The following is an 18,258-nucleotide window of genomic DNA, read 5'->3' as shown; positions in this document are numbered from 1 at the left end:
TTCCTGCACTGGAGAAGGATGTGAATGATTTTTTATTCCTTTGTATACGAAAAAAGATACAATCGTATGGGTTCATTGGATGAAAAGATATCAGTGGTCAAGGCTAAACCTTGGTTGGTCAGTTTGGTTTGCGCGGTGTTTATCGCCTACCCGAATTTGGCATGGATCTTTTGTGACATGAGCTATCTGGCTCCGAACGATCATCAAGGATTTTTACTCTTCTTTGGGTTCCGTTTTCTTTACTTCTGGGGACTTATTTGGTTTTTGCTGAAAAGTAACTTGAGGCATGAGGATTGTACCTCCTTCTTCGAGCGGTTGCTCTGGAATGCCCTGTACGTTTCCGGAGGCTTTGTTGTCTATAAATTGATCTCCTTCCTGACTATTAGTTATGATCGTTTTTTGAGTATCATTATCTTCCAGTTTATCGTGTTGGCGTTGTTATGTACCTTGATCGGCTATATACAAATGCTATATCACAATCAACGGGAAAAGGATCAATTGATCGAGAATCTGCGTGTCGAGAATTTGCAGAGCCGCTGCGATGCATTGGTGAACCAGATCAATCCGCATTTCTTTTTCAATTCATTGAATGGAATCTCCTCCTTGATACGGAAGAAAAACGATGAGAATACCTTGTTGTATGTTACGAAATTGTCCGATATATTCCGTTATATCCTTCAGAGTGATAAAAAGAATTTGGTACCACTGTCGGAGGAGCTTGCGTTTATAGAGGCTTTTCAGCATGTAATGGTAGTCCGTTTCGCCAATAAGCTTACTTTTACGATCGAAGTTCCCGAAGATAAGCGGAACTTGCGAATTCCCGTATTATCTTTGCTTCCGTTGGTAGAGAACGTGACGGTACATAATATTATAGACAGCGAGCACCGGATGGATATCTTGATCCGGCTGAACGAGCGAATGGAACTGGTTGTTTCTAATCCAATCTATCCGAAATTGACCTTACCGGATACGAATGGAACCGGGCTTAAGAATCTGGAGAATCGTTTCTTGCTATTAATGAATAAACAAATACGGGTAGAATCTGATGAGGATGAGTTTCAGGTATACCTACCCCTAAAATGATGCTATATGAGAATACTGATCGTAGAGGACGAGACCGCCGCCTATGAGAACTTAGCGGATATGTTGGTTACAATAGATCCCACGCTTGAGATCATGGGAAATACGGAGAGTGTCCAGCAAACGGTACGTTGGCTGCAAGCCAATCCGAGGCCGGATTTGATTTTTATGGATATTCATTTATCGGACGGTTCCGCTTTCGCTATTTTTGACCAGATAGAGGTGGAGGCACCGATTATCTTTACTACGGCGTACGATCAATATGCGATCGACGCTTTCAAAGTAAACAGCATAGACTATATCTTGAAGCCGATTAAGTCGGAAGAATTGAAAAGGGCCTTAGATAAGTTTAGCCGATGGAATCATCAAGATATCATCCATTATTTATCCCAATTAACACAGTTGTCTACTACTCCTAAATACAAGGATAAACTACTGATTCCTATTAAGGATAAATTGTTGCCTATTAGCTTGAAAGATGTGTCTTGTTTCTATACGGCTGATAAGAATACATATGTTTATTTAAAGAGTGGTAATTCGTATCCATATGCTAAAACATTGGAACAGATAATTTCTTCTTTAAGTCCTGCTGATTTTATTCGTGCGAATAAACAATTCATCATTTCTCGTGATAGCGTGAAGGACATAACAATTTGGTTTGATAGCCGTTTGCTCGTTACTTTGGATATAGAAGTGCCTGAGCGTATATATATTAGTAAAAATAAAGCATCCGAGTTTAAGTCTTGGATAGTAAGTCTGGAATAATAATTAAATAGAAATGCCGGTTCTCTTAAAGCCGGTATTTTTTTGCCCTTTTCGTGTTCAATCCCCATTTTTTCCTTTTCGTCAACAATCGGAAACTTCCTATCCGATAATTCTTCATCTTTGCAATACAAACAAGGAGATACATCAATAAGATGTAAGTTGAAATTTTGATGTTAATCCGAGTTTTATCATACACATTAGATTGGTTAATAGGTTTGTAAAAAAGGATTAGTCCGAAACAAAAGAATGTTTAGGCTATCTTCTCTAAAATGAGTGTTTGTTTTGTAAATGGTTTTGTAATAGGTAAATTGTAGGTATTATGAGAAAGTTAATTATGGCGGTAGCGGTTTTGGGAATGAGTGCTACAATGAATTTTGCGAAAGCGCAATGTGTGAATGAATATGGGAATAAAGAACCGTTTGCGGTAGAGTTTAGCCGATTGAGTTCTTATCTAGGATTGGCTCCTTACCAAATGGAGGAGGTACTTAACATTAATGATTATTTTGTACAAGAACAAAGAAAGAGTTTGAGCAAAGACCTGAAGCGTCAGGATGAACGATTGCAAAAAGCCGTGTACGGCAATTTGAAGCTGATGAAAGAGGCGTTGACAGCCGATCAGTATCGCAAGTATGTCATATTGTTAAATGTAACTAACAACAATAACCGATTAACCGGAGCTGTGACATTTACGGATATCTATTTGGCTGAGAATAAATGAGTGTAACCTTGGCTCGATGTGATGTTGATTAGAAAGACGATCCTTGTGTCGAACAGGGATCGCCTTCTTTGCTTCTGTCCTTTTCCTTTTGGAAGTGCGCTATCAGATTTTAGCGAAAGCTTGATCCAGATCATCTATAATATCATCTATATATTCGGTTCCGATGCTCAAGCGTACGGTGGATGGTGTTATGTGCTGTTGGGCAAGTTCTTCCGGGCTCATCTGGGAATGAGTGGTCGTGTATGGATGAATGACAAGGCTCTTTACATCGGCGACATTCGCTAGTAGGGAAAATATCTCCAGTGAGTCGATGAATTTCCAAGCGGCTTCCTGCCCGCCTTTGATCTCGAAGGTGAAGATACTGCCGGCACCATTCGGGAAATATTTATTGTAAAGTTCATGGTCCGGATGGGTAGGAAGTGATGGATGATTCACTTTTTCTACTTTCGGATGTTTTGATAAATAATCCACGACTTTCAATGCGTTTGCTACATGGCGCTCCACGCGTAGGGATAAGGTCTCTAATCCTTGCAACAATATAAAAGCATTGAAAGGAGAGATCGTTGCCCCGGTATCGCGAAGAATGACCGCACGGATACGGGTGACAAAGGCGGCGGAACCTGCTACGTCCGCAAATATGGCTCCATGATAACTTGGGTCTGGTTTAGCTAATGTAGGGAACTTATCTGCATTCGCCTTCCAGTCGAAAGTACCTCCGTCTACAATTACACCTCCTAGGCTACTGCCGTGTCCTCCTATGAACTTTGTGGCGGAATGGATGACAATGTCAGCTCCATGTTCGATCGGACGAATCAAGTAGGGGGTTCCGAACGTATTGTCTACGATTAATGGAACATGGTATCGGTGAGCGACTTCCGCTACCGCATCCAGATTCGTTACGTCAGAGTTAGGATTCCCGAATGTCTCTACATAAATGGCTTTCGTGTTTTCCCGGATGGCTGCTTCTAATGCGTTTAGGTCATTTACATTGATAATCGTATTAGTAATGCCTTGGGAGGCCAGTGTATGGGTGATCAGGTTGAAGGAACCGCCATACAAATTATCGGCCGCGATAATATGATCTCCTGCCCTCACTATGTTCTGTAACGCATAGGTGACAGCCGCTGCTCCTGAAGCCACGGCCAAACCTGCCACACCTCCTTCTAAGGCAGCTACACGTGCCTCGAAAACGCCTTGCGTGGAGTTTGTCAAACGTCCGTAAATATTCCCTGCGTCACGTAGGCCGAAACGGTCTGCCGCATGTTGTGCGTTATGGAATACATAGGAAGTTGTTTGATAAATGGGTACTGCACGTGCGTCGGTTGCGGGATCCGGTTGTTCTTGTCCTACATGAAGTTGTAATGTCTCGAAATGTAACTTCTTTGTTGCCATAGTCATCTTGTTTATTTAGTTCTTATTCTGTTGGCAAATGTATGATGTGTGTGCTTTTTGGACAAGATTCGTTGAGAATATAGAAAATAATACTATTTTTAGGGCTATAAATAGAATACATCTTCGGCGAAGGACGCTGGGGAATCAATCCGATAGAATTTTTTTCTTATGAATGTTTCAGATAAGTTAGACAAGGTGGATCTGCAAATCCTCCGAACGTTACAAGATAATGCCCGGTTGACTACGAAAGAGTTGGCGGCAAGGGTCAGTCTCTCGTCAACCCCGGTGTTCGAGCGTTTAAAACGTCTTGAGAATAGTGGATATATAAAGAAGTATATAGCGGTACTAGATGCGGAGAAACTGAATCAAGGCTTTGTTGTCTTTTGTAGCGTGAAATTGGTTCGGCTGAATAAGGATATAGCTTTTGAGTTTACCCGGATTATTCAAGAAATCCCCGAGGTAACGGAGTGCTATAATATTTCAGGCGATTATGATTACTTATTGAAGATACACGCTCCCAATATGAAATATTATCAAGAGTTTATTTTAAATGTGTTAGGAACGATCGATAGTTTGGGCTCGTTGAGAAGTACTTTTGTCATGGACGAGGTTAAACACGACTATGGGATCCATATTTAAGCAGTAGATATTCTATTTTTGTCTTTTGTTAGGGTTTCCTTCCAAATATTTGTATATATTTGTGGCTATACAGTATAAAAATGGGAGGTGTAAAACCATGGACGATACAAAGGACACAAAAGATATAAAAGAAACGGGCGAGGCTGCGTCCGTTCTCTCTGCGGACGAACAGATGATACAAGATGGGTTCAATGCGTTGTTGAACGATTATTTGAAGTCAAACCACCGCCGTAAGGTCGAACGAATCACGAAAGCTTTTAATTTCGCCAATCAAGCGCACGCCGGAGTGAAACGGCGTTCCGGCGAACCTTATATAATGCATCCTATCGCCGTGGCTCGTATCGTATGCCGGGAGATGGGTTTGGGCTCTACCTCTATTTGCTCTGCGTTATTGCATGATGTCGTGGAAGATACCGAGTATACGGTGGAGGATATCCGGGATATGTTCGGAGACAAGATCGCCCAGATCGTGGATGGCTTGACGAAGATATCCGGTGGCATTTTTGGGGAACAGGCCTCGGCTCAAGCCGAGAACTTCCGTAAGTTGCTGCTGACTATGAGTGACGATATACGGGTGATTCTAATCAAGATCGCAGACCGTCTTCATAATATGAGGACTTTGGGTTCCATGCTTCCCGCCAAGCAATTTAAGATCGCGGGTGAGACTCTTTATCTGTATGCTCCTCTGGCGCATCGTCTGGGTCTCTTCTCGATCAAGACGGAACTGGAGGATTTGAGTTTTAAATATGAGCATCCGCAAGAATATGACTTCATCAGCGCTAAGTTGAAAGCGACAGAAGAGAGCCGTAATAAATTATTCGAGCGTTTCGCCGCCCCTGTGGACGAGAAGCTGAAATCGATGGGACTTCAGTATGAGATGCGTGCCCGTGTGAAATCGGTCTATTCCATTTGGAATAAGATGGAAAGCAAGGGTGTCGCTTTCGAGGATATTTATGATATTTATGCGGTCCGCATTATTTTTGACCCGCTTCCCGGTGTGGACGAGAAAAACCAATGTTGGGATATCTACTCGGCTATTACGGATATTTACCGGATTCGTCCCGACCGTATCCGTGATTGGGTGAGCCGTCCGAAAGCGAACGGTTATCAAGCGCTTCATCTGACCGTTATGGGACCGGATGGACAATGGGTAGAGATCCAGATCCGTAGCCGCCGTATGGATGATATCGCAGAGAAAGGCTTCGCTGCCCATTGGAAATACAAGGAATCCAACGTGGAGGAGGATACGGAATTGGATAAATGGATACAAACCATTACCGAGATCTTGGAGAGTCCGGACCCGAATGCGCTGGATTTCTTGGATACGATCAAACTGAACTTATTTACTTCCGAGATATTTGTTTTCACTCCGAAAGGAGATATAAAGACATTGCCCCAAGGGGCTACCGCCTTGGATTTCGCTTATGCGCTTCACTCCGATATCGGTAATAAATGTATTGGCGCTAAGGTAAACCATCGTTTGGTGCCATTGAGTCATCCGCTGTCCAGTGGAGATCAGGTGGAGGTCTTGACTTCCCGTTCTCAGGAGCCGCAACCGGAGTGGTTGAACTTCGTGACTACCGCTAAGGCTCGTGCGAAGATTGATGCCGTATTAAAGCGTGTCCGTAAAGAGGTCGCTAAGTATGGAGAGATAAAAGTTCTTGATGCCTTCAAGCGTTCGGAGCTTGAGGCGAGTACATCCAATCTGGATAAATTAGGCATGTACTTTGGATTCTCGAAACGCGAGGAATTCTTTTATGCGGTAGAGAAGGGGGATGTGGTTTTGCCCGAGAATTTAAAGAAGCTGTTGAAGGAGAAGACGGATAATGTCTTGTTTAAGTATGTGAAACAGGCGTTGGGTGTCGCTTCCAAGAAGGTGAAACAACCCGAAGAGGAGGAAGCCAAGAAAGAGAAGCCTAAATATGATAAGAAAAAGCCTTATTTATTGAAAGAGGAGGCTTTTGAGCGTAATTATGTAATTGCCGAATGTTGTAAGCCGATTCCGGGAGATGACTCTTTAGGTTTTATCAATGATGATGGAAATGTAGTAGTTCATAAACGTTCCTGCCCGATCGCCATGCGCTTGAAAAGTAGCTTTGGCGAACGTATCTTGAATACGGTTTGGAGCAGCCATATGAACGCTTCTTTTGAGGCCACGCTAGAGGTGAAAGGTATAGACTCGATAGGCGTATTGAATACGATCACGAAAACGATTTCCGAGGATTTCAACGTGAACATCATGCGCTTGCTGATCGAGGCGAAAGACGGCGTGTTCGAAGGTAAGATAAAGATGAAAGTTCATGACGTAGAAGATATCCAGAAAATGTGCGTGACTTTGTCGAAGATACAGAATATTAAATCTGTCGGACGTGTAGCGGATTAAGTGTAGGATAAGTAGGGAGCATTGTTTACTATAGTTCCCGTGGAACTATAGTAAACGTTTATCGTTTACGCACACACACTCATATGCCAACCGATTACGATACAAATGTAATATTATTTTTTTAAACATTATACATGACTTAGGACAAATACATCAAATTATTTACTCCGACTATTCCTCCATCCTGTTTAGGTCGAGCCTCTCTTGCTTGATATAGGTTACCCAATAGCTTTAGGTATAATTGTTCATATCATCCAGTAATAAACATTTTTTTCGCTATATACAAACCTACTTGTCACTTGATCTATTCCTTAATGATCGCCGTGGGATGTACAAACCAAGTCGCGATCTGTATATTCCATGATGTGATCTGTACAGACCACGCCGTGGTTTATGGAATTATACGGCATGCGAACAAGAATCTATACGCTACCAAGTAAGAATTCATACAGGAGTAGAGCGTTATTAAGCCGCATTACGTTTCTTATAAAGGATTTTACTTACTCCTATTACTTTCAACTTCTATAGTTCCACGGGAACTTGCCTTCCTAATACATATTTATTAATGTATAGTGTTTTTATCAATGAGATTAATGTTAATTTAAATGTATGCCTATGAAGAATCAGACAAGAATGTGATTAATACCTGTGAAATGTGTAACCTTATTTCGTGAATAATTAATTCAACAAACTATTATTATCAATATGAATAAAATATCTAAACTATTTTCTTTAAGGAATATAGCGAGATTTTCTGCACTTAGTTTGCTGGTGTCCGCGTTCTCTACGACAGATTTGGCGGCTATGGGAGCAAACGAGACTAATGTGTTGCCGGTAGTGAATGTCGCTCAGCAGAGTAAAAGTGTTTCCGGAGTAGTCGCCGACAAGTCTGGTGAGCCGATTATTGGCGCTAACGTAGTTGTGAAGGGGGCGAACGTGGGTAGCATTACCGACTTTGATGGTGCTTTCAAGATCGAGAATGTACCTAGTGCTGCTATCCTGCAAATCTCTTATATTGGTTTCAAGACGCAAGAGATTCCGGTAGGAAGTAAGTCTTCTTTCAATATAACGCTAGAGGAAGATTCCGAAACTTTGGATGAGGTTGTGGTTGTCGGTTATGGCTCGTCCGTGAAAAAGGACTTGACTACTGCTGTGACCAGTGTGAAAAGCAAGGATTTCTTGGCGGGTGCCGTGAATGATGCGATGCAGATGATCGATGGTAAGGTGGCCGGTGTATCGGTAAACAGTGCGGCCGCTGCCGACCCGAACTCCAGCTCTAGTATCCAAGTGCGCGGTGCTTCTTCCTTGAAAGCGGGTAATAGCCCGTTAGTCGTAATTGACGGTATGCCCGGTGGCGACCTTCGTAACATCGCACAGGCAGATATCGAGTCGATCACGGTATTGAAAGATGGTTCTGCCGCTGCCATCTATGGTTCTCGCGGTGCCAATGGTGTTATCTTGGTGACCACTAAACAGGGTAAGGCAGGTAAGACTACTATCACGTATGATGGATACGTAGAGCATGATTTCGTGGCAAGTCGGCCGGATATCTTGGATGCGGATGAGTATTTGGAGAAGGTGACCGGTGCGAAGGATTATGGGTATCGTACGAATTGGTACGATGAGGTGCTGAACAAGGATAACTTCGGACATAACCATAATATCTCTTTATCCGGAGGTAGCGAGAGCACGATCTTCCGTGTTTCTGCCAACTATCGTCAGAAAGGGGGACTCGATATCGCTTCTAATCGTAAGGAATATGGCTTGCGCGGTAGTTTCAAACAGACTACGTTGGAAGGCTTGCTGGAAGTAGGCGGTAACTTCTCGTACCGTGTGGCCGATGAGGATTATACGGATTATGGCTCTTTCAAGCAGGCGGTCCAGTTGAATCCTACCTATAGCGTAGACGAGATGGACGCTTTCAAGGGCAACAGTTATTCTTATAATCCGGTGAAGAACTTGACCGAGCGTGACCGCGGAGCTTTGCAGGAATACTCGATCATCGACTTGAACGCGAAGTTGAATATCTTGGATAACTTGAGCACGGAGCTGAAACTCGGTCGCCAAGGGCATAGCAAGAAAGAGCAAGACTATAAGTTCAAGACATTCCGCGAGTGTATCGATGGCGGATACAATGGCTGGGCGAAGATCACGCAAGAGAACTGGACGGACTGGACGTTGGAGTGGTTGGGTAACTACAACTTTAAGATCAACGAGGTGCACGACTTCAAGATCATGGCCGGTTACTCTTACCAAGAGTTTAATTACGAGAAATTGATGGCCAACAACCGTAACTTTCCCTCAGATGCGTTCATGACTAATTATTTGCAAGGTGGCGATTATGAGAAGGTAAGCGGTCGTCTTGGCATGGAATCGCAAAAGACGCAGGAGAAGACCATCGCTTTCTTGGGCCGTATCAATTATAACTGGAACGACATTTTCTTGTTCACGGGATCATTGCGCCATGAGGGTAATTCCAAGTTTGGCGTGGATCATAAGTGGGGTACTTTCCCGGCGGCTTCCGCCGCATGGCGCATGTCCAAGCTGCCCGTGTTCGAGAATAGTGGAATGGTAGACGACTTGAAGCTTCGCTTCTCTTACGGTGTGACCGGGCGTTCCGGTTTCGACCGCTATATCTCATTGGCCAAGTACTCCGGATATGGAGAGTACTATAGCGATCAGTTCGGCTGGTTGCAGGGGTATGGACCGGGCAATAACCCGAACTATGACTTGGCTTGGGAGAAGCAGATCTCTTACAACTTGGGTATCGACTATACCTTGTTCGAATCTCGCTTGTCTGGTAGCTTGGACTTCTTTATCCGCGACGGTAAAGACGTGATCGGTGATTACAAGGTGCCCCTGCCTCCTTATTTGCACGAGTCTATCGTGGCCAACGTGGGAACAACTACCTCCAAGGGCTTCGAGTTCCAGGCGAATTGGGATGCCGTGCGGACAGAGGATTTCTCTTATTCCACGAACGTGATGTTGTCTTATACGACCTCAAAACTGAAATCATTCTCGAATGAAAAATATCAGTTAGGTTTTATCGAGGGCGAAGGTTTCCCATCTCCGGGGAACCCAGGATCAGCCCAGCGCTTGCAGGATGACACGCCTATCGGTTCTTTCTATGGCTTCCGCTACGCAGGTGTGGATGATGCTGGCAATATCTTGATCTGGAAAGGTGGAGAGATCGGCGGAGATACGAAACTCGGCTCGGATGGTGATGAGAAAGATAAGGTGTATCTGGACGGTACGGGTGTGCCCAAATGGGAGTTGTCGTGGGGCAATACCTTCACGTATAAGAATTTCGACCTTTCTTTGTTCTTCCGCGGACGTTTTGGATACAAGGTGATGAACCAATATGAAATGTATTACGGTTTGCAAGTGGTTGCGGGTGACAATAAGCTTTCTTCCGCTTACGAGGAGAACGCCCATATTAAGGGTCCCAAAGTGATTTGCGACTACTTCTTGCAGAATGGCAACTATTTGCGCCTGGATAACATCACGGTGGGATGGACACCGAAGTTGAATACGAAATGGATCTCAAGCTTGCGTGTGTATGGAACCTTGAAGAACGTATTTACGCTGACGAAGTATTCGGGCGTGGATCCTACGACCGTAACGACAACCGGTTTGTGGCCGGGCATTGGTGGCATGGATGTATATCCGACCGCACGTAACCTGACGTTTGGTGTACAAATTACTTATTAATCTTAATCAAAGAAATAGACATGAAAAGAATCAAATCTATAGTATGCGGTACGGTAGGTGCATTGGGGCTGTTGGCGATGACATCTTGCACGGACTTGACCGAGACGATATATTCGGACTTGACGAAAGACAACTATTATACGGATAAGGCTTCGGTAGAGGCGGCCGTGGTGCGATGCTTTGAACATAGTGATAACGTGACATGGCGTGGTGACATCTGGAAATTACAGGAGCTTACCGCTGATCATTTCGTATGGACGCAAAAGGGTCGCCATGGGTATGACGATGGTATGTGGATTCGTTTGCATGAGCACAAATGGAATTATATCCAGGCGCAGATCAATGGAGGGTGGGTACAGTCGTACCAGTGTATCAGCCAGGTGAATACCGTATTGCGCGACTTCAATACGTTAGATTTCAGTTCGATCGGTGTGACCGATGAGGAGAAAGCCGCTTATTTCAGTGATTTACGTGTGTTGCGGGCTTGGTACTACATGTTCTTGCTGGATTTCTTCCGCGAGGTGCCTATCGCTACTGAGCAGCAGGGTGCGGAGGAGATCGTTGCGCAAAGCCCGGCTAAGGATGTGTTCAATTTTATCGAGTCTGAATTGAAGGATGCGCTTCCTTCCTTACCTAAGGAGAAACGTATCGGTCGTTGGACGCAAGGCCCTGCGGCAGGTTTGCTAGTTCGCTTGTACTTGAACGCGAAGGTTTGGGTTGGAGAGGATCGTATGGCCGACTGTAAGAAGTATGCGCAGGATATCATCAATGGCGTGTATGGATCCTATAGCATCAATCAGTCTGATTACCGTGATCCGTTCCGTTCGGGTATCAATGGCTACCAGTCTCCTGAGAACTTGTTTGAGTTCTGGCACGAGCGCGGTCGTTTGGAGCAACAGACGATGTGGGCAGACGGAATGCACTATTCCGCAGCTCAGACGATAGGTAGCGATGGAGGAGGTAACAACGGTATTCACTTGCAACCTTCCCGCGATTTCCAAGGAAACGTGTACCAATTCGCCAGCGGGTTGGGTAATCCGTTCGAAAAATACGCTAAGTGTGATTACCGCGTGATTCCGTTCCATACCACCGATGCAAATGGCGGTTATGAGGGCTTCTTCTTGCAAGGCATGCAAATGCAGTACGACAAGTCCAAACAATATGGTTTCACGGATCAGTACGTGAACGGCTCTGAGGAATATGCCGGTGTTCCTTTGGTATTCGTAGACCAAGTCGGTCGTTTCTCCGAGCAAGCAGAGTTGAAGAAGAAAGACGGTGAGAGCGATGAGGCTTATAAGGCTCGTTTTATCACTTACATGAAGGAGGTGGCCGAGCGTGGTTATTTCATTTGCAATGACGCGGATGTGATCGCTAAGAAGTCGCAGGTTACGACCGGTGAGGAGAATTCCGGTATCCGTTTCAACAAATTCCCTTATTTGCCAGATCACGACGGGTTATTCCGTTCTCAATCCACGCCGGAGATGCGTTTGGCCGAGATCTACTACTCCTTGGCTGAATGTTATTACAGAGAAGGAAATAAGGCGAAAGCCGCTGAATTACTGGATTATGTGCGCATTAGAAACTATCCCACCGAGGAATGGAGCAAGTACAGTTATGTAGCTAATCCTGCCAAACTGACCGATGCGGAATTCTTGGATGAGTGGGGACGCGAGTTCTTGGGCGAGCGTCGCCGTCGCGTGGACTTGATCCGTTGGGGTAAGTTCGGTGAGGCTTGGTGGAATAAGGAGAAAGATCCTTCCGATAAGGAATATACTTATTTCCCGATCCCGCAGAACCAGTTGAATGCAAGTCCTGTCTTGAAACAGACTACCCCAGGCTGGGAGTAAATTAAGTTTAGTATTGAAAAGTAGGGGAGGAGCTTGCCGGAAACTTCAGACGTTGTTCGGACGTTGTACCGGCACTTCCTTTCTGCTATAAAACAAAAGTGTAGCACTTCGCTACACTTTTGTTTTATAAAAGCTTTATCAGCCGACAATCAAATAAGTTATATAAGCTATATAACAAGCGATCAATAGGATTCCCTCCGGCCTAGTGATGGTCCGTTTCTTGAAGAAAAGGCCAAAAATATAAAGCAATACGCATGAACCGATCATGACGCCCAAATCCAGATTGGTAATGCCTTGTATGTTCATCGGCGTGATTGTCGCGCTACAACCTAATACGAAGAATATATTGAAGAGGTTGGAACCGATAACATTTCCGATCGCCATCTCCGGGTTCTTCTTTAATGCGGCCACGACGGAAGTCGCTAACTCAGGAAGAGAGGTTCCTCCGGCCACTAAAGTCAAACCGATAATAGATTCGCTGACACCCAGTCCACGGGCGATACCAGAAGCTCCATCCACGAAAAATTGTCCTCCGTAAATCAAACCAGCCAATCCACCAATGATGAATAAACTCGCTTTCCAAATGGGCATTATTTTAATCGTGCTCTCTCCATTTTCCTCTCTATTATGTGCGATCGCGAATGTATAGCCAAGGAAAATGGCGAAGAAGCATAATAGTAACATTCCATCGCTACTACTGATACTATTGTGCGATGCGCCGTTGATCAAAACGTCATTCGCACAAATAAATAATACGATTGAGGCAAGCACGCAAAGAGGGATCTCTTTGCTCAACGTACCTTTCGTGACGCTGATCGGTACGATAGCGGCCGTACAGCCGACAATCATCAAGGCGTTAAATATATTGCTTCCTACTACATTACCAATAGCGATATCCGAGCTTCCTTTCAAGGCGGATACGACACTGACCGTTAATTCCGGTGCGGAAGTCCCAAACGCCACAATAGTTAGCCCGATTACTAAGCTGGAAATATTGAAGCGTTTGGCTACCGAGGCGGCACCATCTGTCAAGGCGTTAGCCCCGACTAAAATTAGTAGTAAACCGCCAATTAGTAATACGATATCCATTAGTCTTTAGAATGGCAAATCATCGATTGGATTGGCCGGTCCGAAATCAGGAGCGGATGAGGCTGGAGCCGTAGGAGCGGAAGCCGGAGCGAAATTATCCGGAGTTACTCCTATCGGAGCGGCTTGAGGAGCTGCCGCCATCGGACGGTCTACTTTCCATGCGTTGATACTGGTGAACCAGCGGCCTTGGTACTCACGGCTGTCAATGTCGAAAGAGACTGTCAATTCCTCGCCCGGCTGAATGGCCGCTTGAGCGATCTTATCCGCTCCGAATATCTGGAAGCATACTTTCTTGGGATATTGATCGTGTGTCTCTAATACGTACTCTTGTTTTTTCCATTCGTTTCCGGCTTTGCTGACACCGCCTACTTCCGGTAGGACTTGAATAATTTTTCCTGTAATTTCCATGTCTTGTATTTTATTTGCTTATGTTTTATTTAATTGGGGACGAAGGTACGGTTTTGTTCTGGTTTTATCAACAGAATAATCACACTTTCGGGGCAAAAGCATCGAATGCGTCTTTCATAGCTAACAGCTCTTCTTTGATCTGTTTCAGGCGGTTTACGATCTCTTCTTGCCGGATCGTCGTCTCTTTATTGTCCTTCAGTTTTTGCCGTGCGCCGGCCAAGGTCATCCCTCTCTCTTTAACCAGATGGTAGATGAGGCGTACCGCGTCGATATCCTCCTGCTTGTAAAAACGGGTACCTTTGCTCGTCTTCCTTGGATTGATGATATCGAACTCCTTCTCCCAAAAGCGAAGGGTGGACTCGTTCACGTCGAACATCTGCGCCACCTCGCTGATGGAAAAATAGAGTTTGAGATCTTTATTCTTTTTTAGACTCATACTGCTAATGAAGTTTAATCCATAACCTGACCATGATTCTCGGCAATCTGGATCATACGGTCGTATTCCTCAGGTGAGAGATCCATGTAATAGTATTTAGATGGGTTATCATACTTCCCTCGTACGATTACCTCATAATGCAAGTGAGGGCCGGTAGATTTCCCGGTATTTCCAACCTCGCCAATCACCTCTCCACGAGTAACCTTTTGTCCGACACGTTTCTTGAACTTACTCATATGACCGTATAAAGTCTGATAGCCGTAGCCATGATCGATAATCAAACAATTTCCGTATCCCTGTTTCCAAGCGGCGAAAGTGACAACGCCATTACCTGTCGCATAGATCTCCGTTCCCACTTTAGCCGAGAAATCCATTCCGGAATGGAAACGAGGTGTACGGTAAATCGGGTCGATACGTACGCCATAGCCGGAAGCGGTACGACGCAGATCCTTATTGGAAATCGGCTGGATCGCCGGGATACATTTACTTCTCTCTTCTTGGTTCTTTCCTAGAGAGATCAGTTCTTCCAAGGAATTGGATTGGATATATAATTGCTTACGTAGCATATCCATCTTTTGGGTCGTGGAGACAACAAGCTCCGGATTGGACAGGCTCATCAAATGCTCGTAACGGTTTGTCCCTCCAAACCCGGCTTTCCGAACGGACTCGGGGATGGACTCGGCTTGGAAGATCGCCCGGTACAGATTCTCGTCACGCTGTTGGATATCATCCAATACGTCTAACGCGTTATTTAAGCGAAGGGAAAGCACCTCGTATTGAGTTTGCAATAGGCGGTTCTCCTTACGTAACTGAGATTCCATCGGAGAGTCCACCAAATGCATCATGACGAAAAAAGTGGCTACGCCGAACGCTATTCCGGTGCTTAAATGGCGGAGAACGGTGAACAGCCGGTCTTTGCTAGATGGGTATACACGCTCATAATTGAGAGTGTTCGGATTGTATAAATAGTATGTTTTGCGACTTTTAAAGAGTTTCATCTACATTTTTTGTTATCTGAATGCACGCAAAAATAATAATTTGCAGTACTTTTGCAAATTGTTTTTCAGAATATTAACGAGAACTATATAAATAGATTATGTTGACAGCAAAAGAAATCCGTGAATCCTTCAAGCAATTCTTCGCTTCTAAGGAACACCAGATCGTGCCTTCCGCTCCAATGGTGGTGAAGGGTGACCCCACGTTGATGTTTACGAACGCGGGAATGAATCAGTTTAAAGATATTATCTTGGGCAACGTGCCCCGTAAGTATCCTCGTGTCGCGGACTCTCAGAAATGTCTTCGTGTTAGCGGTAAGCATAACGATTTAGAGGAGGTAGGACATGATACCTATCATCATACGATGTTTGAGATGCTCGGAAACTGGTCGTTCGGAGATTATTTTAAGAAAGAGGCGATCAACTGGGCTTGGGAATACTTGGTAGAGGTATTGAAGCTGAATCCGGAGCGTTTATATGCCACCGTATTCGAGGGAAGCCCCGCTGAAGGCTTAGATCGTGATAACGAAGCTGCTGGTTATTGGGAGCAATATTTACCGAAAGATCATATTCTGAACGGTAACAAACATGATAACTTCTGGGAAATGGGGGATACGGGTCCTTGCGGTCCCTGTTCCGAGATCCATATCGACCTTCGTTCGGACGAGGAGCGTGCGGCGGTTAGCGGCGCCGATATGGTAAATAAGGATCATCCGCAGGTAATCGAGATCTGGAACCTTGTGTTCATGCAATTCAACCGCAAGGCCGATGGTTCTTTGGAACCGCTGCCGGCTAAGGTGATCGATACCGGTATGGGATTCGAGCGTCTGTGTATGGCATTGCAGGGTAAGACCTCAAATTATGATACGGACGTATTCCAACCGATTATCAAGGTAATTGCGGGAATGGCGGGTACGACTTACGGTACGGATAAACAGCAAGACATCGCCATGCGTGTGATCGCCGACCACATCCGTACGATCGCTTTCGCTATCACGGACGGACAGTTGCCTTCCAACGCTAAGGCCGGTTATGTAATCCGTCGTATCTTGCGGCGTGCTGTTCGTTACGGTTATACGTTCTTGGATCGCAAGGAAGCGTTTATGTATAAGCTTTTGCCCGTATTGATCGAGACGATGGGCGACGCTTATCCGGAATTGATCGCTCAGAAAACCTTGATTGAGAAGGTTATCAAGGAGGAGGAAGAATCTTTCCTTCGTACCTTGGAAACCGGTATCCGTTTGCTGGATAAGAAAATGGAGGAGACGAAGGCTGCGGGCAAGACGGTCTTGAATGGCGTAGATGCCTTTACATTATATGATACCTACGGATTCCCGTTGGACTTGACGGAATTGATTCTTCGTGAGAACGGCATGGAAGCCGATATCGAGGAGTTCAATAAGGCTATGCAGAAGCAGAAAGAGCGTGCCCGTAACGCCGCCGCTATCGAGACAGGCGACTGGATCACGCTGAAAGACGGTGAATGTAAGTTCGTGGGTTATGATTTGTTCGAATGCGAGGCAGAGATCTTGCGTTATCGCCAGATCAAACAAAAGAATAAAGTATTATACCAGATCGTTCTGGATCAAACCCCGTTCTATGCGGAAATGGGTGGACAGGTCGGTGATACGGGTTGGTTGATCGCCGACGACGAGAAGATCGACGTGATCGATACGAAACGAGAGAATAATTTGCCGGTTCATTTGGTTACTAAACTACCGAAGGACGTAACGGCTACATTTACCGCGAAGATCAATGTGAAAAAGCGTATCCAGTGTGAGTGTAACCACTCTGCCACGCACCTTTTGCATGAGGCGTTGCGTGAGGTATTAGGTACGCACGTAGAGCAGAAAGGTTCGTATGTTTCGCCTGATTCTTTACGTTTCGACTTCTCTCATTTCCAGAAAGTGACGGACGAGGAAATCCGTAAGGTGGAAATATTGGTTGGAGAGAAGATCCGTGCGAACTTCCCGTTGGAAGAGCATCGCAATATGCCGATCGCCGAAGCAAAGGCGCTAGGGGCTATGGCTTTGTTCGGTGAGAAATATGGCGATGAGGTACGTGTCGTGAAATACGGAAGCTCCGTGGAGCTATGTGGTGGTACGCATATCCCGGCAACCGGTATGATCGGTTCTTTGCGCGTGATAGGAGAGAGCTCTATCGCCGCAGGAGTCCGTCGTATAGAGGCGGTTACGGCCGAGGGCGCCGAGCAATTCGTATATGCCCAGCAAGATCTGATCCGTGAGTTGCGTGCGTTGATGAACCATATGCCGAATTTGGCGCAAGCGATGAAAAAGTCTATCGAGGAGAACGCCGAGATGAAGAAACAGATCGAGGATTATATCCGTGAGAAGTCTATGCGTTTGAAAGAGGAGATCGTGGCGAAAGCTTCGGAGAGCAATGGTATCAAGGTTATGCAGTTCGTTGGTAAGGCAAATGCGGACGCTATGAAGAACGTGGCTTTCCAGATCAAGGCGGAGACAACCGATAGCTTTGTCTTTGTTGCCGGTATCATAGACGATAACAAATGCACGCTCATGCTTATGTTAAGCGATGATTTGGTGAAAGAGGGCTTGCATGCCGGTAAGATCGTAAAAGAGGCCGCTAAGCATATCCAAGGCGGTGGTGGTGGACAACCCCATTTCGCTACGGCCGGCGGTAAGAACATGGAGGGCCTTTCCATTGCGGTTGGCGCTGTGAAAGAGGCTGTTGGAGTACAGTAAAATCGGTTCGGAAGAAATTGACTTTTCTTTCGGACTTAATGATAGATTCCTTCGGATCGAATAAGAATTCCA

General features: G+C 45.2%; 13 protein-coding genes. 8 read left to right on the top strand and 5 right to left on the bottom strand.

Annotated elements, in window-relative coordinates; translation table 11 throughout:
- Positions 1 to 24 precede the first annotated feature (24 nt).
- From BDI_RS12770 to BDI_RS12760, 3 genes are all read left to right on the top strand, one after another.
- Entirely contained in the window at positions 25 to 1,083 is a 1,059-nt protein-coding gene (locus tag BDI_RS12770; RefSeq protein ID WP_008780692.1) for a sensor histidine kinase, read from the top strand.
- Positions 1,084 to 1,089: 6 nt separating this feature from the next.
- Entirely contained in the window at positions 1,090 to 1,845 is a 756-nt protein-coding gene (locus BDI_RS12765) for a LytR/AlgR family response regulator transcription factor (RefSeq protein ID WP_005861264.1), read from the top strand.
- 319 nt (positions 1,846 to 2,164) lie between these two features.
- Positions 2,165 to 2,563, top strand: coding sequence for a hypothetical protein (locus tag BDI_RS12760; RefSeq protein ID WP_005861266.1), 399 nt, complete (start codon positions 2,165 to 2,167; stop codon positions 2,561 to 2,563).
- Positions 2,564 to 2,665: 102 nt separating this feature from the next.
- Here BDI_RS12760 and BDI_RS12755 read toward each other — a convergent pair whose 3' ends face one another.
- On the bottom strand, positions 2,666 to 3,955 hold the full coding sequence (locus tag BDI_RS12755; protein ID WP_005861268.1) for an O-acetylhomoserine aminocarboxypropyltransferase/cysteine synthase family protein: 1,290 nt from the start codon (positions 3,953 to 3,955) through the stop codon (positions 2,666 to 2,668).
- 168 nt (positions 3,956 to 4,123) lie between these two features.
- On the opposite strand from BDI_RS12755, the gene BDI_RS12750 reads away from it, so the two are divergent.
- From BDI_RS12750 to BDI_RS12735, 4 genes are all read left to right on the top strand, one after another.
- Entirely contained in the window at positions 4,124 to 4,594 is a 471-nt protein-coding gene (locus BDI_RS12750; protein ID WP_005861270.1) for an Lrp/AsnC family transcriptional regulator, read from the top strand.
- A gap of 97 nt (positions 4,595 to 4,691) precedes the next feature.
- Positions 4,692 to 6,977 carry a RelA/SpoT family protein gene (locus BDI_RS12745; RefSeq protein WP_005861271.1) on the top strand — a complete coding sequence of 762 codons (2,286 nt, stop codon included), beginning with the start codon at positions 4,692 to 4,694 and terminating at the stop codon, positions 6,975 to 6,977.
- Between the two features lie 705 nt (positions 6,978 to 7,682).
- On the top strand, positions 7,683 to 10,688 hold the full coding sequence (locus BDI_RS12740; RefSeq protein WP_011966897.1) for a SusC/RagA family TonB-linked outer membrane protein: 3,006 nt from the start codon (positions 7,683 to 7,685) through the stop codon (positions 10,686 to 10,688).
- 20 nt (positions 10,689 to 10,708) lie between these two features.
- Positions 10,709 to 12,535 (top strand): RagB/SusD family nutrient uptake outer membrane protein, encoded by a 1,827-nt coding sequence (locus tag BDI_RS12735; RefSeq protein ID WP_011966896.1) that lies wholly within the window; start codon positions 10,709 to 10,711, stop codon positions 12,533 to 12,535.
- 138 nt (positions 12,536 to 12,673) lie between these two features.
- Here the strand turns inward: BDI_RS12735 and BDI_RS12730 are convergent, their stop codons facing one another.
- The 4 genes from BDI_RS12730 to BDI_RS12715 form a co-directional block, all read right to left on the bottom strand.
- Positions 12,674 to 13,624, bottom strand: a complete 951-nt coding sequence (locus tag BDI_RS12730) for a calcium/sodium antiporter (RefSeq protein ID WP_005861273.1) — start codon at positions 13,622 to 13,624, stop codon at positions 12,674 to 12,676.
- A 6-nt stretch (positions 13,625 to 13,630) separates the two neighbouring features.
- On the bottom strand, positions 13,631 to 14,032 hold the full coding sequence (locus BDI_RS12725) for a DUF3127 domain-containing protein (RefSeq protein ID WP_011966895.1): 402 nt from the start codon (positions 14,030 to 14,032) through the stop codon (positions 13,631 to 13,633).
- Positions 14,033 to 14,111: 79 nt separating this feature from the next.
- On the bottom strand, positions 14,112 to 14,468 hold the full coding sequence (locus BDI_RS12720) for a MerR family transcriptional regulator (protein WP_005861277.1): 357 nt from the start codon (positions 14,466 to 14,468) through the stop codon (positions 14,112 to 14,114).
- Positions 14,469 to 14,482: 14 nt separating this feature from the next.
- Positions 14,483 to 15,466, bottom strand: a complete 984-nt coding sequence (locus BDI_RS12715; RefSeq protein ID WP_005861279.1) for a M23 family metallopeptidase — start codon at positions 15,464 to 15,466, stop codon at positions 14,483 to 14,485.
- A 98-nt stretch (positions 15,467 to 15,564) separates the two neighbouring features.
- On the opposite strand from BDI_RS12715, the gene alaS reads away from it, so the two are divergent.
- Positions 15,565 to 18,186: an alanine--tRNA ligase gene (gene alaS / locus BDI_RS12710; RefSeq protein WP_005861281.1), complete on the top strand. Its 2,622-nt coding sequence runs from the start codon at positions 15,565 to 15,567 to the stop codon at positions 18,184 to 18,186.
- Positions 18,187 to 18,258: the final 72 nt, after the last annotated feature.

The organism is Parabacteroides distasonis ATCC 8503 (assembly GCF_000012845.1).
Classification (GTDB): domain Bacteria; phylum Bacteroidota; class Bacteroidia; order Bacteroidales; family Tannerellaceae; genus Parabacteroides; species Parabacteroides distasonis.
The sequence above is the reverse complement of the archived record's forward strand: the minus strand, read 5'-3'. Positions and strand labels throughout refer to the sequence as shown.